The organism is Pseudomonas sp. ML2-2023-3 (assembly GCF_037055275.1).
In the GTDB taxonomy this organism is placed as follows: Bacteria; Pseudomonadota; Gammaproteobacteria; order Pseudomonadales; family Pseudomonadaceae; genus Aquipseudomonas.
The window spans coordinates 5,222,507-5,248,024 of sequence record NZ_CP146343.1 but is presented as its reverse complement, the minus strand read 5'-3'; the positions used below and the strand labels follow the sequence as shown (position 1 = coordinate 5,248,024).

At 61.8% G+C, this 25,518-nt stretch carries 19 protein-coding genes and 2 pseudogenes; 11 read left to right on the top strand and 10 right to left on the bottom strand.

Translation table 11 applies throughout. The features are described 5' to 3' along the window. Positions 1-8: 8 nt before the first annotated feature. Complete coding sequence (gene garD, locus V6P94_RS24250) at positions 9-1,562, top strand: galactarate dehydratase (protein ID WP_133078845.1); 1,554 nt, start codon at positions 9-11, stop codon at positions 1,560-1,562. Positions 1,563-1,684: 122 nt separating this feature from the next. Here garD and V6P94_RS24245 read toward each other — a convergent pair whose 3' ends face one another. From V6P94_RS24245 to V6P94_RS24205, 9 genes and pseudogenes are all read right to left on the bottom strand, one after another. Next, complete coding sequence (locus V6P94_RS24245) at positions 1,685-3,085, bottom strand: metallophosphoesterase (protein ID WP_133078846.1); 1,401 nt, start codon at positions 3,083-3,085, stop codon at positions 1,685-1,687. Between the two features lie 270 nt (positions 3,086-3,355). After that, entirely contained in the window at positions 3,356-4,126 is a 771-nt protein-coding gene (gene cobA / locus V6P94_RS24240; RefSeq protein WP_133078847.1) for a uroporphyrinogen-III C-methyltransferase, read from the bottom strand. Between the two features lie 10 nt (positions 4,127-4,136). Further along, positions 4,137-6,854 carry a molybdopterin-dependent oxidoreductase gene (locus V6P94_RS24235; RefSeq protein WP_326397309.1) on the bottom strand — a complete coding sequence of 906 codons (2,718 nt, stop codon included), beginning with the start codon at positions 6,852-6,854 and terminating at the stop codon, positions 4,137-4,139. A 5-nt stretch (positions 6,855-6,859) separates the two neighbouring features. Then, positions 6,860-8,083: pseudogene (locus V6P94_RS24230) on the bottom strand (NAD(P)/FAD-dependent oxidoreductase); the annotation flags it as partial. 371 nt (positions 8,084-8,454) lie between these two features. Next, positions 8,455-10,125: a protein kinase domain-containing protein gene (locus tag V6P94_RS24225; RefSeq protein WP_133078850.1), complete on the bottom strand. Its 1,671-nt coding sequence runs from the start codon at positions 10,123-10,125 to the stop codon at positions 8,455-8,457. A gap of 7 nt (positions 10,126-10,132) precedes the next feature. Next, positions 10,133-11,344, bottom strand: a complete 1,212-nt coding sequence (locus V6P94_RS24220) for an MFS transporter (protein ID WP_133078851.1) — start codon at positions 11,342-11,344, stop codon at positions 10,133-10,135. A gap of 188 nt (positions 11,345-11,532) precedes the next feature. Further along, positions 11,533-12,108 carry an ANTAR domain-containing response regulator gene (locus V6P94_RS24215; RefSeq protein ID WP_133078852.1) on the bottom strand — a complete coding sequence of 192 codons (576 nt, stop codon included), beginning with the start codon at positions 12,106-12,108 and terminating at the stop codon, positions 11,533-11,535. A 13-nt stretch (positions 12,109-12,121) separates the two neighbouring features. Continuing rightward, the gene (locus V6P94_RS24210; protein ID WP_133078853.1) at positions 12,122-13,333 is read right to left on the bottom strand and encodes an ABC transporter substrate-binding protein; all 1,212 of its coding nucleotides are present in this window, start codon (positions 13,331-13,333) and stop codon (positions 12,122-12,124) included. A gap of 113 nt (positions 13,334-13,446) precedes the next feature. Further along, positions 13,447-13,527 (bottom strand): annotated as a pseudogene (locus tag V6P94_RS24205) (type II toxin-antitoxin system RelB/DinJ family antitoxin); the annotation flags it as partial. A 248-nt stretch (positions 13,528-13,775) separates the two neighbouring features. Here V6P94_RS24205 and V6P94_RS24200 point away from each other — a divergent pair. The 10 genes from V6P94_RS24200 to V6P94_RS24155 all read left to right on the top strand — a co-directional run bounded on the left by V6P94_RS24200 (position 13,776) and on the right by V6P94_RS24155 (position 23,445). Then, positions 13,776-14,687 carry a TauD/TfdA family dioxygenase gene (locus V6P94_RS24200; RefSeq protein ID WP_133078854.1) on the top strand — a complete coding sequence of 304 codons (912 nt, stop codon included), beginning with the start codon at positions 13,776-13,778 and terminating at the stop codon, positions 14,685-14,687. 36 nt (positions 14,688-14,723) lie between these two features. Continuing rightward, positions 14,724-15,818 (top strand): ABC transporter substrate-binding protein, encoded by a 1,095-nt coding sequence (locus tag V6P94_RS24195; RefSeq protein ID WP_133078855.1) that lies wholly within the window; start codon positions 14,724-14,726, stop codon positions 15,816-15,818. Positions 15,819-15,980: 162 nt separating this feature from the next. After that, a complete protein-coding gene (locus tag V6P94_RS24190; RefSeq protein ID WP_338648836.1) occupies positions 15,981-16,883 on the top strand; it encodes an ABC transporter permease in 903 nt (300 codons plus the stop codon). After that, positions 16,880-17,674 (top strand): ABC transporter permease, encoded by a 795-nt coding sequence (locus V6P94_RS24185; RefSeq protein ID WP_219262389.1) that lies wholly within the window; start codon positions 16,880-16,882, stop codon positions 17,672-17,674. The genes V6P94_RS24190 and V6P94_RS24185 overlap by 4 nt, the downstream gene beginning before the upstream one ends. 25 nt (positions 17,675-17,699) lie before the next feature. After that, a complete protein-coding gene (locus V6P94_RS24180; protein ID WP_095029759.1) occupies positions 17,700-18,464 on the top strand; it encodes an ABC transporter ATP-binding protein in 765 nt (254 codons plus the stop codon). Positions 18,465-18,497: 33 nt separating this feature from the next. Continuing rightward, entirely contained in the window at positions 18,498-19,829 is a 1,332-nt protein-coding gene (locus tag V6P94_RS24175; protein WP_326397311.1) for an LLM class flavin-dependent oxidoreductase, read from the top strand. 125 nt (positions 19,830-19,954) lie between these two features. Next, the gene (locus V6P94_RS24170; RefSeq protein ID WP_219262391.1) at positions 19,955-20,989 is read left to right on the top strand and encodes an ABC transporter substrate-binding protein; all 1,035 of its coding nucleotides are present in this window, start codon (positions 19,955-19,957) and stop codon (positions 20,987-20,989) included. Next, positions 20,989-21,855 carry an ABC transporter ATP-binding protein gene (locus V6P94_RS24165; protein WP_219262392.1) on the top strand — a complete coding sequence of 289 codons (867 nt, stop codon included), beginning with the start codon at positions 20,989-20,991 and terminating at the stop codon, positions 21,853-21,855. Before V6P94_RS24170 ends, V6P94_RS24165 begins: the two co-directional genes overlap by 1 nt. Positions 21,856-21,857: 2 nt before the next feature. Next, entirely contained in the window at positions 21,858-22,637 is a 780-nt protein-coding gene (locus V6P94_RS24160; protein ID WP_048352525.1) for an ABC transporter permease, read from the top strand. 16 nt (positions 22,638-22,653) lie between these two features. Continuing rightward, the gene (locus tag V6P94_RS24155; protein WP_338648834.1) at positions 22,654-23,445 is read left to right on the top strand and encodes an ABC transporter substrate-binding protein; all 792 of its coding nucleotides are present in this window, start codon (positions 22,654-22,656) and stop codon (positions 23,443-23,445) included. Positions 23,446-24,291: 846 nt separating this feature from the next. Here the strand turns inward: V6P94_RS24155 and V6P94_RS24150 are convergent. After that, on the bottom strand, positions 24,292-25,515 hold the full coding sequence (locus V6P94_RS24150; RefSeq protein WP_326427407.1) for an acyl-CoA dehydrogenase family protein: 1,224 nt from the start codon (positions 25,513-25,515) through the stop codon (positions 24,292-24,294). Between the last annotated feature and the right edge of the window lie 3 nt (positions 25,516-25,518).

Here is a 25,518-nt window from a genome sequence, read left to right as displayed (position 1 = left end):
GCGGCATCATGACGTTGATTGAACATTCTGATTCGCCGCGCTCGATCCGCTTGCACCCGCTGGATAACGTTGCGGTCGTGGTCAATGACCAGGGCGTACCGGCCGGTACTGTGTTTGCGGATGGCCTCGTGACGCTGGACTTTGTGCCCCAGAGCCACAAAGTCACTCTGGAAGACATCCCCCAGGGCGGCGAAGTGATTCGCTACGGCCAGATCATCGGCTACGCCCTGCAAGCCATTGCGCGGGGCAGCTGGGTCAACGAAGACCAGCTGCGCATGCCCACCGCCCCGCCCCTGGACAGCCTGCCGCTGTCCACGGATGTTCCGCCCGCGCAGGCACCCCTTGAGGGCTACACCTTCGAAGGGTATCGCAACGCCGACGGTACCGTGGGCACGCGCAATATTCTGGGCATCACCACCACCGTGCAGTGCGTGACCGGCGTGCTGGACCATGCGGTCAAGCGGATCAAGGACGAACTGCTGCCCCTTTACCCCCATGTCGACGATGTCGTTGCGTTGACCCACAGCTACGGCTGCGGGGTGGCGATCAGCGCCACCGACGCCTATATCCCGATCCGCACGGTACGTAACCTGGCGCGCAACCCCAATCTGGGCGGTGAAGCGCTGGTCATCGGTCTGGGCTGCGAGAAATTGCAGGCCGGCCAGGTGATGCACGAAAACGACAGCTCGGTGGACCTGAGCGATCCGTGGCTGTACCGCCTGCAGGATTCCAGCCACGGTTTTACCGAGATGATCGAGCAGATCATGGCCCTGGCCGAAGTCCGCCTCAAGAAACTCGATCAGCGCCGTCGCGAAACCGTACCGGCGTCTGAATTGATCCTGGGCATGCAATGCGGCGGCAGCGATGCGTTTTCCGGGATCACCGCCAATCCGGCGCTGGGTTATGCCTCGGACTTGTTGTTGCGTGCGGGGGCAACGGTGATGTTTTCCGAAGTCACCGAAGTGCGCGATGCCATCTACCTGCTGACTTCCCGTGCCGAGACCCAGGCCGTCGCCCAAGAGCTGGTGCGGGAAATGGACTGGTACGACCGCTACCTGGCCAAGGGCGAAGCAGACCGCAGCGCCAACACCACGCCGGGTAACAAGAAGGGCGGGTTGTCGAATATCGTCGAGAAATCCCTGGGGTCCATCGTCAAGTCCGGCAGCAGCGCGATTAATGGCGTGCTTGGCCCGGGCGAGCGCTTCACGCGCAAAGGGCTGATTTTTTGTGCGACGCCAGCCAGCGACTTTGTGTGCGGCACCTTGCAACTGGCTGCCGGGATGAACCTGCACGTGTTCACGACCGGGCGCGGCACACCGTATGGGCTGGCAATGGCCCCCGTGGTGAAAGTGTCGACCCGCACCGAACTGGCACAGCGCTGGCCGGACCTGATCGATATCGACGCCGGGCGCATCGCCACCGGGCGCGCGACCATCGAAGACCTGGGTTGGGAGCTGTTCCATTACTACCTGGACGTCGCCAGCGGTAAAAAACACACCTGGGCCGAGCAGCACAAACTGCACAACGACATCACCCTGTTCAATCCGGCACCGATCACCTGATCAACCAGGCCCCGGACCCGGCCACTCATTGTGGGAGCGGGCTTGCTCGCGATGCAGACGATGCGGTTAATCCGTTACACCGCGTCGATCGTATCGCGAGCAAGCCCGCTCCCACAGGCGACTTATTTGGCCCTTGAGCTGCAGGCAAAACCATCGGGGCCTGCCGTTTGCGTGCAGGCGCGCTCGGCAGGCAGGGACTTCACCGGCTCGCGCAGATGGTTGCGGTTTCTGGCGTCGCGCTCCAGGTCAAACGCGTCATACAGCGTGCCCGCCGCGGTATAGCTGCGCACCTTCAGGCGGGAGTCCTGCACCTCGATGGTCTGGTACAGCTGGGTTTCTTCGGCGCTGCGATCGGGCTGCTGTTGTGCCCGGTCATTGAGGCCATACATCTTGGAACCGGCCACCGACACCATATACACCGGACCCTGAATCTTGCCGCCCGCGCGGGCCGCCTTCGATGCCACACGACCGGCTTCATCGGTGACACGGCTGTAGCAATGGTCATGGCCCTGCAACACCAGATCCACCGCGTACCGCTCGAACACAGGCTTCCAGGCGAGCTTCAATGGCTCGGTATCTTCCGGGCGGGCACAGGTAAAGACGGGCTGGTGACTGACCACGATATTCCAGCGGGCACGGCTGGTTTTCAGGCTTTGCTCAAGCCACCGGGTTTGCTGGGCCAGGGTGCCCATGTCCAGGGCCGAGGTGCCATCGAGCACGATAAAACGCACGCCCTGATAGTCGACAAAGTAGGTGGTGCTTTTCAGCCCTTCGACCCCGTTTTGCGCCAGGGCAAACTGGCGGCTCCAGTGCGGGCCAAGGGTACGGCTTTCGCTGCCGTCGGGGTTGAGGCTGTCCAGGTACTCGTGATTTCCGGCGGCCAGCACCTGGGGAATCATCCCGTAGTGAAAACCACCGGCCTGATTCCATTCTCCCCATTGATCGTCATGCACAAGGTCGTCGCGTTGCGACACCAGATCGCCCGCGTGAACGATCAGCGCCGGGTTGGCGACGCTTTGCAGTGCCTGGCGAACACTGCGCGAGGCCAGCGACAGAATGTCGTTCTGCATATCGCCCATGTAGATAAAACTGAACGGCTTGAACCCCTCGGCGGCGGTACGGAACTGCAGCCATTCGCTCCAGCCATCAGTGCCCTTGACCCGATACACGTAGGCGGTGTCCGGTTGCAAGTCGTGCAGGCGTACCTGGTGGAAAAGGGCGGCGCCGTTCTCGGTCTCCAGGCTCAGGGGGATGCCTTCGATCACGCGTGCGGCTTTATCCAGTTGCGGGCCGTCGAGTGCCACAGCCAACTGCAACTGACTGGTGAGCTGGCGGGTGTCCGTGCGAAAAGTCACGGCCATTTCCCGAGCGGGATTGGCACCCGGCGTCAGCACAATACGGTCCGCCAGACTGCTGGCTGCATAAGGTGCGCCGGGGGAATGGGGCAGTGGCGGACCGGGTTCGGCGCAGGCGTTGTTGATCACGCAAAAGAGCGCGAGTGCCAGTAACGTGGGGCGAATCATGGGGACTCCTCGAAGGCTGAATGCCCGTCAAGGAAACAAACCCCCATGACACCGGGATGACGGCGGGGGTCGATTCGGCTCAGTAAATAGCCGCTTTGCACAGGGGCACAGCGCGCGAGCGTGCCAACAGCGCGACAAAGGGGGGTCGTTTGAGATCACCCCAATACAGCGTCTCAGGCACCATCCACAGGTTTTGTGCGGTCCACACCATCCGCGACACAGCCCCCCATCATTGTGGGAGCGGGCTTGCTCGCGATTCAGGCGACGCGGTCACCGGCCAGATTGCACTGCTGCCATCGCGGGCACGTCGGTTTCCAATAGCTGTTGTGCAGCACTCGCGGCTGCCACGCGTCCAATCACCAGAATCGCCGGGCTTTTCAGTTGGAACATCTGGGCATCCTGCTCCATCGCGCCCAGATGGCTGCGGCATTCGCGCTGGTGGGGCAGGGAGGCATTTTCGATCATGGCCACCGGCATATCCGCCGCCATGCCGCCCGCCAGCAATTGCTCGCGGATTTCGCTCAATTTGGCCACGCCCATGTACACCACCAGCGTGGTACCGCTTTGTGCCAGCGCCTGCCAGTTCACCTGGCTCTCATCCTGGGTGTGGGCCGTCACCAGCGTCACGCCCCGGGCCACGCCGCGCAGGGTCAACGGGATCGCGCATTGCGTGGCACCCGCCAGCCCGGCCGTAATGCCGTTGACCAGTTCCACCTCAACCCCGAGTTCGCGCAACCACTGGGCCTCTTCGCCGCCACGGCCGAAGATGCACGGATCGCCACCCTTGAGCCGCACCACGCATTTGCCGTGACGGGCATAACGCAGCATCAGGCGATGAATAAACGCCTGTGGCGTCGAACGACAGCCACCGCGCTTGCCCACCGAAATCACTCGGGCAGCCGGGCAATGCTCCAGCACCGCGTCATTGACCAGATCGTCAATCAGCACCACATCCGCTTCGCGCAGGGCGCGCACGGCCTTGAGCGTCAGCAGCTCCGGATCACCCGGGCCTGCACCTACCAGCCAGACTTTTGCACTCATTGTGATTTCCTCATGAGATAACGGCGATCAGCTGCGCCTGGGCAGCCAGCAAGCGTTTGATTTCCGGGACGCAGGAGCCGCATTGCGTTCCGCAGCCCAATGTATTTTTCAGCCCCTGCAAGTCCAGCCCCTGGTCGATGCCAGCACTTATCGCGCCCTGGCTGACGTTCTTGCAGTTGCACACAATCTTGTTGCCCGCGGCCGGGGTATCGCCGTTGCCGGGTGGCGCGCTCAATGGCGCCAGCAGCCAGCGGCGCAGGTGTTCATCGGCGCGCCCTTCCTGCCACAGGTTTTGCAGCCAGTGCTTGGCCAGGGTTTCGCCAGCCAGACGAATGGCAGTAATGCGGCCATTGTCGATGCGTACCCGCTTGCCAATGCAACGGCGCGGGTCGTCGTAAGCCAGCACCGGCCCCTCGTCGAGCCCCAGGGCGTGGTCGATGTCGTGCAGCAGTTGCGGGTCTGGCGCGCTGGCGCTGGCCGCACGGATCAACAGCGCAGGGCGCTCGCGGCCCGTCAGGCTGAAACTCACATACGAAAAAGCTTCGCAGAGCGGGCGCAATGTCTCGAATTTCTGTTGAACATTGCCTTCTATCAGGGCGAAGAGCTGCCAGGGCAATTGCACCGGCTCAAGCCTGACGGCGCTGTGTTTGAGCTCCGGCTGTTTGGACAGCGGGTCGAACGCTGGCAGGGTCAGGGTGTTGACCCCGCCCTTGAGAAAGCGGTCGCCCCAGTGCATCGGCAAAAACGCCTGGCCCGGCCGCACGCTGTCATCGCTGCTGACCGGCATGATCACCGCCCCGCGTCGACTTTTGAGGCTGATCAAGTCACCGGGTTGCAGGCGATGGCGGCGCAGTTCATCCGGGTGCAGGCTCAACACCGCTTCGCTGACGTGACCGAACAACTGCGCGGCAGTGCCGGTGCGGCTCATGCCGTGCCATTGGTCGCGCAGGCGGCCGGTGATCAGGGTCAGCGGGAAGCCCGCATCGCGCTGCTCCTTGGCTGCCCGATACGGGTCGGCGACAAACTGTGCCCGCCCGGAGGCAGTAGGAAAGATCCCGTCCAGATACAACCGCGCAGTGCCTTCACGGGCGCCGACAGGGAAGGGCCATTGCTGCGGGCCGAGGGCGTCAAGCACGGCATGGCTGATGCCCGACAAATCGAGATCACGCCCGCGGGTCAGGTACTTGTACTCGTCGAACACCTGCGCAGCGTGGGTAAACGCAAACAGGCCGGGTTGCGCAGGGCGCAGATGTTTTTCCAGACGCTGTGCGAAATCAACAGTAATTGCCCAATCGGAACGGGCTTCCCCCGGTGCTGTGATGGCTTTGCGCACGTGGGAAATACGCCGCTCGGAGTTGGTCACCGTGCCGTCCTTTTCGCCCCAACTGGCGGCGGGCAGCAGCAGGTCGGCGAAGGCGGCGGTTTCGGTGGTATGAAACGCCTCTTGCAACACCACAAACGGGCAGGCCAGCAACGCCGCCCGCACGGCGGTCTGGTCCGGCATGGATTGCGCCGGGTTGGTGCAGGCAATCCACACCGCCTTGATCTTGCCGCTGGCCATCTGCTCGAACAGCTCGATGGCGCTCAGGCCGGTGGTGTGCGGCAGTTGCTCTACGCCCCAGTAGGCGGCGACTTCGGCCCGGTGCTCGGGATTGGCGGCCTCGCGGTGGCCGGGCAACAGGTTGGACAGACTTCCGGTTTCGCGCCCGCCCATTGCATTGGGCTGACCGGTCAGGGAGAACGGCCCTGCACCCGGACGGCCGATCTGCCCGGTGGCCAGATGCAGATTGATCAGCGCACTGTTTTTTGCGCTGCCCGCGGTGGATTGATTCAGGCCCATGCACCATAGCGACAGAAAACTCGGCGAAGTGCCGACCCATTCGGCGCATTGCTGCAAGTGCTCGACGCTGATGCCGCAGAGTTGCGACACCATCTGCGGGGTGTAATCGCGTACCAGGTTTTTCAGCTCGGGCAAGCCTTGGGTGTGGGCCTTGATAAAGTCGCGGTCGATCCAGTCTTCCCACAACAACAGGTGCAAAATCCCGTGAAACAAAGCGACATCGGAGCCCGGCTCAATGGCCAGATGCAGGTCGGCCAGATCGCAGGTGTCGGTCCGGCGCGGGTCGATAACGATGACTTTCATCTGCGGGCGCCGAGCTTTTGCCTCCTCCAGTCGGCGAAACAGTATTGGATGGGCGTAGGCCATATTGCTGCCGACGATCATCACGCAATCGCTCAGCTCAAGGTCTTCATAGCTGCAAGGCGGCGCATCGGCGCCCAAGCTGCGCTTGTAGCCGACCACGGCCGAAGACATGCACAGCCGCGAATTGCTGTCGATGTTGTTGGTGCCTACCAGCGCCCGCGCCAGTTTGTTGAAGGCGTAGTAGTCCTCGGTCAGCAACTGCCCGGAGATGTAAAACGCCACACTGTCGGGGCCGTGTTCGGCGATGGTGGCGGCGAACACGCTGGCGGCGTGATCCAGGGCGCTGTCCCAGTCGGTGCGGCCACGGGCAAGGGCCTTGCCCAGACGCAGTTGCGGGTACAGCGCGCGGGCGTTGAGGTCGCCGGTCAGGTGCAGCGTTGAGCCCTTGCTGCACAATTTGCCGAAATTGGCCGGATGGGCCGGATCGCCGCTGACGCCGAGAATGCGCTCGCCGTCATGCTCGATCAGCACGCCGCAGCCGACCCCGCAATAGCAGCAGGTGGAGGCGGTGATCTGGCGGTTCATCAGCGCACTTCCCCCAGGGCCAGAACCTCTTCACCGAACATCAGATGATCGCGGATCCCGTCAATGCTGTGGTGCTCACGGATCTGGCGCAAATACCAACTGCCGTCAGCGGTGTCGCCATACAGGCAGGCCCCCACCAGCACGTCGTCCTTGATCACCAGCTTCTTGTAGACCCCGCCAATGGGATCACGCAGGGTGATGGTTTCGGTGCCTTCACCGCCCATGAAATCCCCCGCAGAAAACAGGTCGATGCCCGTGACCTTCAGCTTGGTCGAGGTGACGGAGCCTTGGTAGCGGGCAAAGCCCAATTGCGCGAGGTGGTTGGCGCAGACCTTGGCCTGTTCGAACAGGGGAGCCACCAGGCCATAGGCGATACCGCGATGGCTGGCGCATTCACCGATGGCGTAAATGCGCGGGTCGTAGGTTTGCAGGGTGTCGTTGACCAGAATCGCGCGGCTGCACGGGATGCCCGCACGCTCTGCCAGTTCGATGTTGGGGCGAATGCCTGCAGCCATCACCACCAGGTCGGCAGGGATGATCTGGCCGTTCTTGAATTCCACCGAGCCGACCCGGCCATTGCCCGCGTCGTGCAGGGCGCTGGTCTGCTCGCACAACCGAAAATGCAGACCGCTGGCTTCGAGGGCGTCTTGCAGCAGTTGGCCGCTGACCCGGTCCAGCTGGCGATCCAGCAGCCATTCGCCGTTGTGGATCACTGTCACATGCATGCCGCGCAGCATCAGGCCGTTGGCTGCTTCCAGGCCGAGCAGGCCGCCCCCGATGACCACCGCATGGGTGTGGGTTTTGGCGGTGTCGATCATGGCCTGGGTGTCGGCAATGTCGCGGTAGCCGATGACGCCGTCCAGGGTGTTGCCCGGGATCGGCAGAATGAACGGCGATGAGCCGGTGGCGATCAGCAGGCGATCGTATTCGGCCTCGGTGCCGTCGTCGGCAATGACCCGACGTTTTACCCGGTCGATCGTCACCACTCTGCGGTTGAGCAGCAGCGTGATGTTGTTGTCCAGATACCAGTCCAGATCGTTGAGCACGATCTCATCAAAGGTCTGCTCACCGGCCAGTACGGGGGACAGCAGGATGCGGTTGTAGTTGGCATGGGGTTCGGCGCCGAAGACCGTGATGTCATAGAGCTCGCTGCTCAGCTTGAGCAATTCTTCCAGGGTACGAACCCCGGCCATGCCGTTGCCGATCATCACCAGTTTTAGTTTTTTCATCAGGTTCTCCGCGGCCATGCTCGACAAATCGTACGCAAACAAAAAAGGTGTCCCGCCAGTTACCTGGCGAGGACACCTTTGTCCTTGTCCCGTTCTCTCGGGAAACCTGTTCTTCGTCGTTGAAGACCGGGTTTTATGATTGATGAAAGAGCTAATGCAGCGGTTGTGCCAAGTTGCCAGGGCCTGTGTTTAAAGGGCGATGAAATGTTGAGGTGAGGGTTTTATGCACCGAATGAAAGCGCCGCGCCCGATGTTGGAGCGTTACGCCTGTAGTCGCTGACGAGTAGAACGAGGCTGCGATCGATGTGCCGCATCACACCGATCGCAGCCTCGCACGGCTCGTCAGCGACTACAGGGTTTTCGAGCGGCTGTCAGGTGTGAAGCAGCAAAAACATCAGCACCAGATTGATCAACAACGACATCAACGCCACCGCCCGCCACACCATCAGCGGCTCTCGCTCCAGCAAGGGTCTGGGGCGTACGTTCAGGCTCTGGCGTTCGCCCTGCTCCAGTTGCAGCAACCACTCTTCGGCAGTTTCAAAACGCAGCTGCGGATCGGCTGCAACACCGCGTTCCAGGCTGTGGGCAATCCATTCCGGCAGGTCGGGGCGGTATCGGCTGGCGCTCACCGGCACGCCAAAGCGCGGGCGCTGGAAAGCTTCGATTTCACCGTAGGGATAATGCCCGGTCAGCAGGTAATACAGGGTCACGCCCACGGCATACAGGTCCTGTCGGGCGGCGGGTTTTTCGCCGCGAAAGGCTTCCGGAGCGATGTAGCTGGGAGTACCGGGCAGCGCCGATGGCAGATCCTCAGACAAGCCCGGGCAGTAGGCCAGCCCGAAGTCCAGCACGCGCAGCTCGCCGTCGTCACCCAGCAGCACATTGTGCGGCTTGATATCGCGGTGAAAAATCTGCCGCCGGTGCAGCAGCCCTACGGCCCGCAGCAGGCGCTCGGCCAGGTCCAGCCATTGCGCCAGGGGCAGTGGCCCACCCTTGGCAAAGAGTTTTTCCAGGGTAATGCCAGGGTATTCACGCATTACGTAGTACAGATGCTGACGCTGACTGGCCGGGTGTACTTCAGGAAAGTGCCGCCCGGCCACCCGCTTGAGAAACCATTCCTCCGACAGCAAGGCCTGCCCTGCCTGATGATCGTCGTGCAGGCGGGCCGGCAGGGTTTTCAGCAGCCAGGGCTGTTGTTGTGCGTCCCGTACCCGGTAGAGCAGCGATTGCTGACTCTGGCCCAGATGGCTTTCGACCTGCCAGCCCTCAAAGTGCTGCCCAGGCCTCAGGGCGGGGGGCAATGGCCATTGCTGCAATTGCATCAAGGCATCGCCGATGTCGCTCTCGCCCAGGGTGTCGACCCTGACCAGCAGGGCGCTGGCGTTGTCCTGGCTGCCTGCCCGATGCGCGGCATTGACCAGGGTGCTGGCGGCGCTTTGCAGGTCGGGCAGGTCACGCACAATGGCGGCGATGGCGGTATCGCCCAATGTCGACCACACGCCGTCACTGAGCAGCACAAAGGTCTCGTCCTGACGCAGCGGCCCATCAAGGAAATCCACCACCAGATGTTGATCAAGCCCCAACGCCCGCTTGAGCACATGCTGCATGCCTGGCTGATCCCAGACGTGATCTTCGCTGATGCGCTGCAAGGTCTCGCCGTGCCAGCGGTACACCCGGCAATCGCCGACATGGGCCAGGGTAAACCGCCTGCCGCGCAGCACCAGGGCACTGACCGTGGTCAGCAGCGGTTGCCCGCCGCCATTGGCCTGTAGCCAGCGGTTTTGCGCGAGCAGCAAGCGCTCCAGTGCCTGGGCCACGCTCCAGGTTTCAGGCGTGGCGTAATAGTCCAGCGCCAGCGCCTGCAAGGTCGAGCGGGCCGCCAGCCCGCCATCGGCGCATTGGCTGACACCATCGGCGATGGCGAACAAATAGCCTTTGCTCGCGGCCAGCAGCGGCACCGGCGTGACCTCGCGCAGCGCGTCCTGATTCTCGGCGCGCGGGCCGATGGCGCTGGCGTGGGCGAAGCTCAGTTGCAGGCTCATGACGGCTTTACACGCGGGCTGCGGTCACGGCAGCCGAGCCCCAGGTGGTTCTCCAGCGGCGCTTGACCCCATGCAGGCCAAACCAGGCCAGCACTCCCAGGCTGGCAAACAACCACAAGGCCAGCTGATAACTGCCGGTGCTTTGCTTGATTGCCCCCATGCCTGCGGCCAGGGCGAAACCGCCGATACCACCGGCCATCCCGATCAAACCGGTCATGACGCCGATTTCACGACGAAAACGCTGCGGCACTAATTGGAATACTGCACCGTTACCGGCACCCAGACCCAGCATGGTGCAGACGAAAAGTGCCAGTGCGGCGTAGGAGTTTGGCAGGTTGAAGCCCACTGCCGCGATGCTGATGGTCGCTACGGTGTACATGCCCAGCAGGGTGCGAATCCCGCCGAAGCGGTCCGCCAGAGCGCCGCCCAAAGGCCGCATCAAACTGCCACCAAAGACGCAGGCTGCCGTGTAGTAACCGGCGGTGATCGGGCTCAGCCCGTATTGATCGTTGAAATAGCCGGGCAGGGCGCTGGCCAGGCCGATAAAGCCACCGAACGTCACGCTGTAGAAAAACATGAACCACCAGCTGTCGCGGTCGCCCAGGGCCTTGAAGTAATCACCCATGGACTTGGCTTTAGGCCGCTCGGGAGCGTTCTTGGCCAGCCAGGCAAATACGAATATGCACAGCACCAGCGGGATCAGGGCAAAACCGAACACATTGCTCCAGCCGTAGGCGGCGGCGAGCAGCGGGGCCAGCAGGGCGGCGAACACCGTGCCCGAGTTGCCTGCACCGGCAATGCCCATCGCTTTGCCCTGGTGCTGTGGCGGATACCACTGCGAGGCCAGCGGCAGCGCCACGGCGAACGAGGCGCCCGCCATGCCCAGGAACAGCCCCAGCAGCAGGGCTTGTTCGTAGCTGTGAATGCCGTGCTTCCAGGCGACGAACAGCGCACAGATCACGATGACCTGACCGATCAGCCCGGCGGTTTTCGGTGACAGGCGATCCGCCAGCAGGCCCATGACAAAGCGCAGCAAGGCCCCGGCCAGGATCGGCGTGGCCACCACCAGCCCGCGTTGTTGGGTGGTCAGGTGCAGGTCGGCGGCGATTTGCACCGCCAGCGGCCCGAGCAGGTACCAGACCATAAAGCTCAGGTCGAAATAGAGAAAGGCTGCGAACAGGGTCGGGGTATGGCCGGATTTCCAGAAGCTTGAATTCATCGCGCACCTCAACGGTTAATCGTTTCGAGAAGGAGTCATGAGCCAGCAGGGCCAAAACGAAAAAACGCCGCTACCTGATCCGCGATGGGCGAATGAGGTCAGCGACGTCTTTGTCTTGGGTGTGGCAACCGCCGTTGGTTACCGGTAGGGATTGCTTAGCGAGAAGTGTGCCAACCCAGGGAGGGTGGTCAGCCCAGCAACTCGCTCATGGCAATGATCTGTTCCGCGACCTGAATCAGCTTTTGCTGACGGCTCATGGCCTGGCGGCGCATCAGGGTGTAGGCCTCTTCTTCGTTGCAGCTTTTCATTTTCATCAACAGGCCCTTGGCCAGTTCGATGCGCTTGCGCTCGGCCAGCTGCTGGTCCCGGGCGTTCAGTTGGGCGCGCAGGGCCTGGTCGCTTTCAAAGCGGGCCATGGCCACATCGAGAATGGGCTGCAAACGTTGTGCGTGAATGCCTTCGACGATGTACGCACTGACTCCGGACTTGATTGCCTGGCGCATCACGCCGGGGTCGTGCTCGTCGGTGAACATCACAATTGGCCGTGGCTGGTCCCGAGAAACCAGCACCACTTGTTCCATCACATCGCGGCTGGGTGACTCGGTATCGATCAGAATCACATCCGGGCGCACCGTTTCGACGCGCGCGGGCAGGTCGATGGTCAGGCCTGATTCGTCGATCACCTCAAAGCCGGCTTCGCTCAGCGCGGCTTTGAGGCGGCCGACTTTTTTAGCCGTGTCGTTGATCAGCAAGATACGCAGCATGGGCAGGCTCCAGTCAACGACGGGCTAGAAGGGGAGCGCTGGCGCTCATGGCATGCAGCGCAAAGCTTCGTGCATAGCCTGCGGGGTCAGAGCCGTCCCACACCTTGCCGTCGATCAGTTGGCTGCTGCGCATGTCGGCTCCACTGGCGTTCACACCCACAGCGCTGGCGGCATCGCGGTACAGCGCCAGTTGCTGAACCTGACGGGCGACGCCGAGGTAATCCGGGTCGTCGCGCAACAAGCCCCAGCGGCGGAACTGGGTCATGAACCACATGCCGTCGGACAAGTAGGGCAGGTTGACCTCACCGTCGCCATGAAAGCGCAACGGGTGGGAGTCTTGCCAGTGATTGCCCAGGCCATCGCTGTAATCGCCCAGCAAACGCGGCGCGATGCACTCGACGGGTGCATTCAGGTACTCGGGGGCGCTCAGCAACTGTGCGGTACTGCGACGGTTTTCGTCGCTTTGCTCGATAAAACGGCTGGCTTCGAGAATCGCCATGACCAGCGCCCGGGCGGTGTTGGGGTACTGCTCGACGAAGGCGCGGGTACAGCCCAGGACTTTTTCCGGGTGATCGGGCCACAGGGCCTGAGTGGTGGTGAGGGTAAACCCCATATTGTGTTCCACCGCACTGGCGGCCCAGGGCTCGCCGACGCAAAACCCGTCAATCCGTCCGGCTTGCAAGTGCGCGACCATCTGTTGCGGCGGCACCACCACGCTGTCGACATCTTGCAAAGGGTGAATGCCCTGACTCGCCAGCCAGTAATACAGCCACATGGCATGAGTTCCCGTGGGGAAAGTCTGGGCGAAGGTCAGTTTTGCGCGGCTTTGGTGCACGTGTTGTTGCAGCGCCTCAGGACGGATCACGCCTTGGGCCTGCAAGCCGTGGGAGAGGTTGAGGCTCTGGCCGTTTTGATTGAGCCCCATCAGCACGGCCATGTCGGTGGCTGCCACGCCGCCAATGCCCAGGTGCACGGCGTAGATCAGGCCGTACAGACTGTGGGCGGCGTCGAGCTGGCCGCTGACCAGATTGTCCCGCAGGCTGGCCCAGGACGACTGGCGCTTGAGGTTAAGGGTCAGGCCGAAGGGCTGGGCGAAGCCTTGAGTGGCGGCCACCACCACCGAGGCGCAATCAGTGAGGGCCATAAAACCCAGGTTGATTTCGGTTTTTTCCGGGGCATCGCTGCCGTTGACCCAGGCCAGAGGGCCGGCGAGTGATTCGTTCATGGGAGGTAGCACCTTGGCAAAAGCATACTGCGAGGGTGCAAGGCATATGCCAGAGGGGTTAACCCAGTTGAAATCCTGTTTTTACAGGGCTCTGGATTTGCGGTAACTCAAGATCAAAGGTCATCCAGTGTCACCTTGACCCTTTGCGGCGCAGCCAGGCGTTTGCGCACGGTGTTGATGAGGGCTTCGTCTTCAGCCTCGTTCTACTCGTCAGCTGCTACGGACAGCGAGTACCACCCACCTTGCCGTAAGGGCGAAACCCATATTCCAATTAATCCGTTATGACCTTACAACCAAAAAACTTATAACTATTTAAAGTCGTTAAAACTGGTTGAGTTCTATAAAAGTGCTCATCTATCTTTAGATTAAATAGTGATTAGTCAGCGCTGCTTTTATGCATTTATGATCTGTCCACAACAACTCGTGAGGCAGGAGTGGCGCAATGACTATTCAAGTAAAACCTGTGGCAGGTCGAATTGGTGCACAACTTGAAGGCATAAAACTGGGCGGGGATATCAGTGCCGAATCATTCGAGTTTATTAATCAGGCACTGTTGAAATACAAAGTTCTGTTCTTTCGTGATCAGCATCTGGATGACGCCGAACATGAAGCCTTCTCTCGACGCTTCGGTGATCAGGTGCCCCATCCGACCGTGCGCTCTGCCGAGAAAAGCGCCGCCATCCTGCATCTGGATGCCAAGGAAACCCGCGCCAACTCCTGGCACACCGATGTGACCTTTGTTGCCAACTACCCAAAGATTTCCATCTTGCGCGGTGTGGTCATTCCGCCTTATGGCGGCGATACCGTGTGGGCTAATACCGCGTCGGCCTATGCCGACTTGCCAGAGCCTTTAAAACAACTGGCCGACAGTTTGCGTGCCTTGCATACCAATGTGTATGACTATGCCGCGCCGCGCGATACCGATGAGTCGGGTCTTAAGCGTTATCGCGAACAGTTCACCGCCCAAGTGTATGAAACCGAACATCCCCTGGTTCGCGTTCACCCTGAGTCCGGCGAAAGAAGTTTGTTGTTGGGCCACTTTGTAAAAGAACTGCAGGGTGTTAGCAGCAATGACTCCAAACAACTGATCCGCCTGTTCCACGACCGCATTACCCATGTCGACAACACCGTGCGCTGGCGCTGGCAGGAAGGCGATGTGGTGATCTGGGACAACCGCGCCACGCAGCATATTGCGATCAACGACTACGGCGATGCCCAGCGCATCGTGCGCCGCACCACCATCGACGGCGACGTGCCGGTGGGTGTGGACGGCCGCCTGAGCCAGGCGCTCAAGCCGACGCCTGAGACGCGCTCGCCCAAAACCGAAGCCGACAAAAAACACCTCGCCGCCTGACCGGCCGAACCCCATCGCTCCCAGGAAAACCAGCCCATGGCCTCATTCAACGCTAAATCCCTGTTTCGCAAAGGTCGCATCGCCGCCGCGCTGGCAGCAGTCATGGCTGTGCCGCTGGCCCAGGCCGATGTTTTACGGATCGGTGTCGCCACCGCCGGTGGGGGTGATCCGGTGACGTTCAGTGGCTCGACCCTCGGGATCGTGCGCAACCAGCAACTGCTGGAAAAGGCTTTCGCCGGAAGCGGAACCGACGTGCAGTGGTTCTTCTTCAAAGGGGCTGGCCCCGCAGTCAACGAAGCCTTGTCCAACCAGCAACTGGACTTCGCCTATCAGGGCGATCTGCCTGCCGTGGTCGGACGCGCCAACGGCCTGGACACCAAGCTGCTGGCGGCCCTGGGTGTGAGAGCCAATCTGTATCTGGCCGTGCCCAAGGGCTCGGACATCAAAAGTATCGATGACCTCAAAGGCAAGAAAGTCGCGGTGTTTCGCGGTACCAACGGCCATCTGGTGTCGATCAACCTGTTGGCCGAGCACGGCCTGACCGAGCGCGATATCAAGGTCATCAACCTCGATACCGGCAGCACTCAGGCAGCGCTGGTTTCCAACGGCGTGGATGCCGCCTTTGGCGGTCGTGAACTGTTCAAGCTGCGCGACAAGGGCCTGATCGACATCATTTACGACAACCCCACCCAGGATGTGCGCTACACCCGCCAGACTGCATTGGTGGTTCGCGGGGCCTATGAAAAAGAGCATCCGGCCAATGTACAGAAGGTCGTCGATACCCTGGTTGACGCTGCGAAATGGACGTCCGAAGAAGACCACCGTGAGGCCGTTTTCGCCGAGTGGGCCAAGAGCAACGAACCGGTTGAGTCGCTGCGCGCCGACTCTGCCGGGGTCAGCATCCGCGACAAGGCTTCCCCGCTGATCGATCCCTTTTTGTTGAGCCGCTACAAGGCGGTGGCGGAGCAGGCCAAGGACGAAAAGTTGATCCGTCGTCCGGTCAGTATCGATGGCTGGTTTGAGCCTTCATACCTGCAGGCGGCCCTCAAAGCCAAAGGCCTTGAAACCTTCTGGACGGCCTATGGCCCGGATGGCAAGCAGCCTGAAGGCAATGCGGTAGCGGGCAAGTAACTGCATACCCCTATGGGGATACCCCTGTGGGAGCGGGCTTGCTCGCGATTGAATCGACGCGGTTATCCAGACAGACCGTGTCGTCTGCATCGCGAGCAAGCCCGCTCCCACAAGGTTGCCAACAGGAACTCTGTTTTTTGTAGTAGCTAAGGAACCACGCACATGGCCAGGGCACAGACCGTCACACCCCAGCAGTACGCACCGGCGCTACCCAAGGCCAACGTCAAGCGCTTGCCACCCGCACCGACCCGGCCCGTACGCAAGGTCGAGGTGCCCCGCACATCGGCCTGGGCTTCAAGACTGGGTGACAAGGCGTTGCCGTGGCTGTTGCCGCTGACGTTGCTGGGCCTGTGGTACGTGGGGGTTGAACTGGGTCTGCTCTCAGAGCAGGTGCTGCCGCCGCCCGCCTATGTCTATGAAACCCTGTCGGACCTCTTCACGTCAGGCGACCTGTGGATAAATGCGGCCGCCAGCCTGCAACGGGTGGTGGTCGGCTTTGCCCTGGGCGCCGCTGTCGGTGTGGCGCTGGGGTTGGCCATGGGGCTGTCGAAAACCGTCGAGGATTATCTGCTTCCCACCTTCAATGCTCTGGTGCAGATACCGGTACTGGGCTGGTTGCCGTTTGCCTTGCTGCTGTTCGGCATCGGCGAGCCGCTCAAGTATGTGCTGATCGCCAAGGCCGCGATGGTGCCGATCACGCTGTGCACCTTGCAGGCTTTTCACCAGGCCCCCAAAGGGTTGCTGGAAGCGGGTCGGGCTTACGGCTTCAGCCGTTGGCAGAGCGTGGTGTTCATCGTGTTGCCTGCGGCCATTCCGACCCTGTTCACCGGTCTGCGTCTTGGCTTCACCAAAGCCTGGCTGTCACTGGTGGTGGTTGAGCTGGTGGCGTCGAGCGAAGGGCTGGGTTACCTGATTGTGTATGGTCGCCAACTGTTCCAGCTGGATCTGGTGATGGCGGCGGTGGTGGTGGTTGGTGCGATCGGACTGTTGATCGATCGCGGTTTTGATCACGCCGAGCGGCGCCTCAATCGTGGCCGCGCACCTGTAGCGGGGCGCCTGTCATGAGTAGCGCCCTGGCAATCAATCATGGCAGCAGCATCAGCCGTCGCTATCGCGGCTGGGTATTGCCGATCAGCGCCGTCGCTCTGTGGTGGCTGGCTTCACACATGGGCTGGAGCCAGTCCGGTCTGCTGGTCTCGCCGGAAAAAGTCGCGGCCACGGCCTGGGACCAGATTGCTTCAGGCAAGTTCTGGCGGGCGATCAGCGCCAGCCTGGCGCGCAACCTCAGCGGCTTTTTTATCGGCACCACCCTGGGTCTGGTGCTGGGCTGCCTGCTGGGCCTGTCGCACTACTTCGAGCGGTTGGTGGGCCCCAGCTTCAACACGTTCAAGCAGATTTCGCTGTTCGCCTGGATCCCGCTGATCTCGGTGTGGTTTGGCCTGGGTGATGTGGCCAAGGTGGTGTTCCTGTCACTGGCGGCGCTGGTGCCGGTGGTGGTGAACACCTGCGACGGCCTGCGCAATGTGCCGCCCAACCTGCTGGAAGTGGCGCGGGTCTACCGCTTCAGCCGCTGGCAAACCATCGTCGGGGTCATGTTGCCCGCCGCCTTGCCGTCGATCTTCACCGGGCTGTATCTGGCGCTGGTGTATTCGTGGCTGGCGACCATCGGTGCCGAATACCTGCTGGTGTCGGGGGAGGGCATCGGCAACACGCTGATCGATGGCAGCGAGCATTTCATGATGGACCTGGTGCTGTTCGGCATGGTCGTCATCGGCCTGGTGGGCTGGAGCCTCAATGCACTGGCCCGGATTTTTGAGCGACGGATGCAGCGCCTTTACGGCATTGACCCGCGTTGATCGGCACTTTCAGAAGGATTGCAGCATGCTCAATAACAGCCTGACCCTGGAAAACATCAGCAAGCGCTTTGCTTCCCGACCGGGCAGCACCAGCCAATTGCAGGTACTGGACAATATCCAGCTCGACATCGCCCCCGGCGAATTCATCAGCATCGTCGGCGCCAGCGGTTGCGGCAAGTCCACCCTGCTGCGCCTGATTCTTGGCCTGGACGAAGAGTACGAGGGGCGCATCCTGCTCAATGGCCAACCCATCGACGGCACGGGTCTGGAGCGCGGCATCGTGTTTCAGGATCACCGTTTGTTCCCTTGGCTCAACGTCGAACAGAACGTGGCGGTCGCGCTCAAGAATTCGCCCCTGAGCGCGAAGGAAAAGCGCGACACCGTGCGCGAGCATATCGAGCTGGTGGGCCTGCAGGATTTTATCGACGCCTACCCGCATCAGATCTCCGGCGGCATGGCCCAGCGTGTGGCCATCGCCCGGGGGCTGGTCAATCGCCCCAGCGTGCTGCTGCTGGACGAACCCTTGGGTGCCCTCGATGCCCTGACCCGTGCGCGCCTGCAGGGGGAGCTGCAAAACATCTGGGCCAAGGAAAAAATCACCATGATCCTGGTCACTCACGATGTGGACGAGGCCGTGTTCCTGGGCGATCGCGTGGTGGTCATGCAGCCCAACCCGGGGCGTATCCGGCGCATTCTAGACATCGACCTGCCGCGCCCGCGCAACCGCAGCGATAGCCGTTTTATTGCCCTGCGCGACGACGTGCTGAGCGACTTCGCCGAACTGCATTGAACCCCTCCGTCACCTGAATTCAGAGAACAGAACATGTCCGAACGTCAGCTCAGCCTCAACCTGTTTATCTACCCCAACGGCCATCACGAAGCGGCCTGGCGTCATCCACAGTCGGTGCCGGAATCGTCGATGGACATTGGTTACTACCAGCAGTTGGCGCTGCGAGCCGAGCGGGAAAAACTCGATGCGATCTTTTTTGCCGACTCGCCGTCACTGGCCGAAAGCGGCCGTGAAGGCCTGCGCATCCGTTTTGAACCGGTCACCTGGCTTGCCGCCATTGCCGCAGTGACCCAGCGTATCGGCCTGATTGCCACGGCCAGTACCACCTACAGCGAACCCTACAACCTGGCCCGCTCGTTCAGCGCGCTGGACCACCTGAGCAAGGGCCGTGCAGGCTGGAATATCGTCACCACCTCAATGGCCGCCGCCGCGGCCAATTTCGGCCTGGATGAACATCCCTCGGCCCATGACCGCTACGCCCAGGCCGAAGAATTCGTCAACGTGGTCGGTAATCTGTGGGACAGCTGGGAAGACGACGCGCTGGTGCTGGACAAAACGGCCGGGGTGTTTGCCGACAGCACCAAGGTGCACTCGATCAACCACGTGGGCGCCTACTACAAGGTCAAGGGCCCGTTGAATTCGCCGCGCTCGCCACAGGGGCGGCCGGTGCAGGTGCAGGCCGGATCTTCCGAAGATGGCCGTGACTTTGCCGCCAGGCATGCCGAAGCGATTTTCACCGCTCACCAGACCCTGAACAGCGCGACCGAATTCGCCAACGATATCCGTGCCCGGGCCAAGGCGGTGGGCCGCGACCCTGGCCAGTTGAAAATCCTTCCGGGCATCAGCCCGTACATCGCCAGCACCGAGGCCGAAGCACAGCGCAAGTTCGATGAACTCAACGATCTGGTACTGCCCCATGTGTCTCTGGGGCAACTGCGACGCATGCTGGGGGTGGATTTGAGCGGGCAGGACCTGGACGCGCCGTTCCCCCGTCACCTGATCAACTTCGAGGGTGTTGAAAGCCAGTCCAGCCGCTTTAAGTTGATCATCGACATTGTGGATCGCGAGCACGTCACCTTGCGCCAGTTGATCAACCGCCTGGCCGGTGCGCGGGGTCATTGGGTGCCGGTGGGGACGCCGGTGCAGATTGCCGACTTGATCGAGCAGTGGTTCCGCAGTGGCGCGGCCGATGGTTTTAACGTGATGCCGCCCGCGTTCCCCGATGGTTTTGACGTGTTCCTGGATGAAGTGCTGCCGATTTTGCGCAAGCGCGGTTTGTTTCGCAGTGAGTACGCGGGCAGCACGTTGCGCGAGCACTACGGCCTGACGCGTCCGGATTCGCGTTACGCCCTGAAAACAGCCTGATTGTCTTGGGTGGGAGCGGGCTTGCTCGCGATGCAGGCGCTGCGGTCTGCCTGTCGAATCACGGTGATGCCATCGCGAGCAAGCCCGCTCCCACAACAGCAGCACTCAATCCATAAGGAGCGGGCATGAACCCGATCAACAACAGAAGAGCTTTCCTCAGAAGTTGCGCCGTACTGGGCGCAGTCGGTGCTGCCGGCATCCTGCTGCCCGGCTGCGAAAAAAAGGACGCGGGCGCCGGTAAAAGCGCTGCCGTGATCAAGGGCCGCGCCGATCAGGTCGTGGACTTCAAGTACCCGGACAACCCGTCATTCGATCTGGTCTACGTCGCCGATTCCCTCGGCTATTTCGAGGGCACCCGCGCACGGCCCAAGTACATCGGGCGCATCGCCGCACCGCAGATCATTCCGTTGACCGGCACCGGCGAAATCGACTTCGGTGCGCGCATGGTGCCCCTGGTGATTTCAGCCATCGCCAGTGGCCTGGATCTCAAGGTGGTCGCCGCCGGTGGCAGGACGCTGCAAGAAGCCCCGCACATGAAATACTTCGTGCGCGACAATTCGGGCATCTTCAAACCCAAGGACCTTGAAGGCAAAACCATCGGCTTCAACAGCTTTGGCGCCTGCGCCGAGTTCGTCACCAAAAAATACCTGCGCGAGCAGGGCGTCAACGTCGACAAGATCAACTGGGTGGTGGTGCCGGACAACCAGGGCGAACAAACCCTGGCCACCGGCAATATCGACGTTGCCATCATCCATCCGCCATCGTCCGGGGGGGCCGAGAACAACCCGGCGCTGCGCAAGCTGTGGAGCGACTACGACCTGGACGGCGGCCTGGGCGGCATGGCGCCGTACAGCGTGTTCGGCAAGTTCAGCCGCGAGAATCCGGAGGCCACCCGCGACGTGGTCAATGCCATTGCCCGTGCTGCCAACTGGGTCAATGCCAACCCCGACGACGCCCGCAAGATCACTTCCGAGCGCATCGGCATGAAGCTTGAACTGGTAGAGCGCTTTGCCTATATCGACGATCTGGTGGTGACCGAACCGCCGATTCAGTACTACATCGACATCCTCGAAAACGAAGGCAAGATCAAGAAAGGCTCGATAGGGGTCAAGGATGTCTACACCAACGAATTCAACCCATTTGCCCGGGGACACGCCTGATGGCGGCCCACAAGATCATCGCCCGTGACCTGAACATGGAGTTTCAGGCACGGGACGAAGCCGGGCGTGAGGAGCGGGTGCCCGTGCTGGAGGGGTTCGACTTGCAGGTGCGCGAGGGCGAGTTTCTGTCCATCCTCGGGCCGTCGGGCTGTGGCAAATCCACCTTTATGAACATCCTCGCCGGGCTTGCCCACAAGACCGGTGGCGACCTGCTGGTGGACGGTAAACCCCTGCAAGGCATCAACCGCAATCAGGGGGTGGTGTTCCAGGGGTATGCGCTGCTGCCCTGGCGCACGGTGCTCGACAACATCGCCGTGGGCCTGGAGATTCGCGGTGTGGGCAAGGCACAGCGACTGGAAACCGCCCGCGAATACCTGGAGCTGGTGGGGCTCAACGGTTTTGCCTCGCGCTACCCCCACGAGTTGTCCGGCGGCATGCGCCAGCGCGTGGCCATTGCCCGCTCGCTGGCCTACGACCCGGACGTGCTGCTGATGGACGAGCCCTTTGCGGCCCTGGACGCGCAAACCCGCGAGACCTTGCAGAGCGAATTACTGCGCATCTGGGACACCCATAAAAAAACCATCGTGTTCATCACCCACAGCCTGGACGAGGCGATCTTCCTGTCGGATCGGGTGGCGGTGATGACTCAGCGTCCGGGGCGGATCAAAGAGATTTTCGATATCGACCTGGCCCGCCCCCGCCTTCCTGAACTGCGCAATACCCAAGCCTTTGTGCACTACCGCCAGCGCGCCTGGGAGGCCCTGCGCGATGAAGTGACCGACCTAACCCGTGAGCCAGCAGCAGCGGCGACGCATCAGAACTGGCAGAGCATTGCGACTCTGGGTGGTTATCGGATTGGAGTATGACCATGGGCTTTAAATTGACTTCACGCCGGGTGTTCGACAGCACCGTGGGCATTGTGGCGTTCCTGGCCCTTTGGGAGGCGTTGCCGCAATTGGGGATCGTCAATCCCGGCTACCTGAGCCCGCCGTCGGCGGTGTTGGGTGCGGTGCTGGACCTGGCCAGCAGCGGTGACTTGCTCAAGCACGTGCAGGCCAGCCTGTTTCGCTCTTTTGCCGGGTTGCTGCTGGCCATCGCCTCGGGTGTCAGCCTGGGGTTGATGATGGGCTGGTTTGCACGGGTCGAAAGTGTGCTCGATCCGTTGTTGCAGTTCTTCCGCCAGACCTCGGCGCTGGCGTTGTTCCCGGTGTTTATTCTGTTTTTGGGCATTGGTGAATTGTCCAAGATCGCGATCATTTTCTGGGCGTCGTTCTGGCCGATTCTGTTGAGTACCATCAGCGGCGTGAAGCAGGTCGATGGGTTGCTGATCAACTCGGCACTGTCGATGGGCGCGAACCGCTGGTTTCTGTTTACCAAAATCGTGCTGCCGGCGGCGTCGCCTTCGATCTTTACCGGGATTCGTCTGGCGGGTGCGTATTGCATCACGGCACTGGTGGCTGCCGAGATGATCGGGGCTCATTCCGGGTTGGGTTTTCTGACGCTCAATTCCCAGGAGGTGTTCCAGATTCCCAGCATGTACGCAGGCATTCTGCTGTTGGCGGTGGTGGGGTTGTTGCTGAACTTTTTGCTGGCCTTGCTGGAGCGGCGTTTTACCTATTGGCGCCGGGGCTTGCGCCACGGTGGTTAGGTGGTTGGCGGCAGTGGTGACTGGCGCAGTGGCGCTGGTCGCCTGGCAATGGCCGGCGGCACCGGGCGATATGCCCCGGGGGCCGCTGTTGCAGGCGGCCGAACAGCGCCAGGTGCTGCGCGTGGGCGTACGCAGCTATCCGCGCCCGACCCTGGGACAGGAAGCGCTGGTTGCCGAGCCGGATGAACTGGACAGTCAACTGGCCGAAGCCCTGGGGTCTTACCTTGGCTTGAAGGTGCAACTGCAGGCGCTGCCCGATACGGCCGGGTTTAACGATGGCAGCGTCGATCTGGTGATAGCCGGGAGCTTGAAGCTGCCTGTGGCGGCTGATCGGGTGGCGAGTCTGCGCAAATTGCCGGTGCAGTACCGGGAGGGTGCGTTGATTGGCTTGCGCAATGCGCCCCGGCGCCCGATACAGGGGCAAAGCGTGTGCATTGCCGTTGGCAGTCCCTGGGCGCAAACCTTGGTGCAACAGGGGGCCGAGTTGCGAACTTATGTATCGTCGATTCGTGCCGCGGTGGCGTTCATGGCGGGCGAGTGCAACCTGTTGGCTGAAGAGCGCAACAGCTTGCAGGCGCTTGCACAGGCGCCGGACTGGCGTTTCTACACGTTGTTGCCGCAGACATTGAAAGCGAGCAGTGATGTGCGGGTATACCTGAGCCGCACCGACAAACAGAGCCGTGCGCTGATCAATGCGGCGATGCATGACTGGCAGGCCCGTGGCGGCCAGGCCCGCGCCTGGGATTTGCGCAGCAATGCGCTGCTGGTGGACAGCCTGAAGATTGGGGATGGGCTGGTGTGTCATTGAGCCCAATGGCCTGCCCCTGTAGTCGCTGCCGAAGGAACGAGGCTGCGAAGCAGTCGTAAAGTCGGCTTCCACGGTTAATCAGGCATACCGTGTGTACCGGATTTTCGACCGCTTCGCGCTCGATCGCAGCCTCGTTCTACTCGTCAGCGACTACACGCGGGTGGGTGGCGAATCTGTAGTCGCTGACGAGCCGTGCGAGGCTGCGTCCGGCTGCGAAGCAGTCGTAAAGTCGGCTTCCACGGTTAATCAGGCATACCGTGTGTACCGGATTTGCGACCGCTTCGCGCTCGATCGCAGCCTCGTTCTACTCGTCAGCGACTACACGCGGGTGGGTGGCGAATCTGTAGTCGCTGACGAGCCGTGTGAGGCTACGTCCGGCTGCGCAGCAGTCGTAAAGTCAGCTTGCACGGTTAATCAGGCAAACCGCGTGTACCGGATTTGCGATCGCTACGCGCTCGATCGCAGCCTCGTTCTACTCGTCAGCGACTACACGCGGGTGGGTGGCGAATCTGTAGTCGCTGACGAGCCGTGCGAGGCTGCGTTCGGCTGCGCAGCAGTCGTAAAGTCAGCTTGCACGGTTTATCAGGCACGCCGCGTGTACCGGATTTGCGACCGCTTCGCGCTCGATCGCAGCCTCGTTCTACTCGTCAGCGACTACACGCGGGTGGGTGGCGAATCTGTAGTCGCTGACGAGCCGTGCGAGGCTGCGTCCGGCTGCGCAGCAGTCGTAAAGTCAGCTTGCACGGTTAATCAGGCACGCCGCGTGTACCGGTCTTGCGACCGCTATGCGCTCGATCGCAGCCTCGTTCCTTCGGCAGCGACTACGGGTTTTTCGTGATTTTTATCCTACGCCACACCAATGCGCCATTGCGCAGGCGGCGGTGTGCCGTTGACCGCGAAGTCACCCACGATCCGGCTCTTGTAGATACGCGGATTGTGGGACGACAACGTCCGCGCATTACGCCAGAAACGGTCCAGCCCCAATGGCTTGAGGGTGGCCGACGCACTCAGCGCATCAAACAAATCGCCACTGGCCTTGATGATCAGGTCCGAGACGATGGTTTGTGATTGCGCCACTTCCAGTTCCGCGATGTTCACCGCCAGGGTCAACGCCTGTTCGTCGTCGCTCAAGCTCGCTTCATGGGCGCGTTGCAGGGCCTGCGCGTTCAGTGCCGTGATGGCTCCCGCGGTGTAAGCCGCGCTGCGCAGGTTGCCCACCACTTGCAGCACTTGCGGATCCTGTGCCACACGCGGGGCATTGCCGCTGCTGAAACTGCGGGTGCGCTTGGCCACGTGCCCGGCCGTCTCTGCGGCCAGCGCCCGGCCAATTCCGGCCAGGGTCGCGGTGTGCACGGTCTGGTAAAAAGCCGGTGAATAGCGAAAGCGGTTTTCAGCCAGGATGACGTTGATCGGATCGACCGGCACTTCGCGAAAATGGGTCGTGCCGCTGGCGGTCAAGGTCTGGCCGAAACCGTTCCAGTCATCAATGATTTCAACCCCGGGGTCGCTGGTGCGTACAGTCACCGAGACTCGCTGTTCATCAGGGTTGTTGGCGCTGACATCGACCCAGTCGGCATACAGCGCACCCGTGGTGTAGAACTTGCTGCCGCTCAGTTGCCAATGGCCGCCGTGCAGGCTCAGGCGGGTACCGAATTCAAGCTGTTTGGCGTTGCCCACTTCGCCGGACGCCGGGCTGACGGTCTCGCCACGGCCCAGTCGCTCCAGCCAGATGCCCTGATATTCACGGTCGCGGCTGTTGAGCAGGTTTTCGCAAAAACCAAAGTGCCCGCGCAACGACTGCACCAGGTTCGAGTCGGCCTCGGCCAGTTCGATCAGCAGGTTGAACAGTTCGGGCAGGCTGGCGCCCGCGCCGCCGTATGCCTTGGGTACGCGAACCGTGGTGAAGCCTGCTTCCTTGAGCCATTGCAGTTCCTGGATCGGCAGGCGCCGCTCCAGTTCGCGATCCACTGCCCCCTCGCGAATCCGGGCGAACAGGGGGCGAAAACGTTGCGCCAGGTCTTCGTATCCGGCCGACGGGACGGCGCCCCAGGCTGAGTCTATGTGTGACATGTG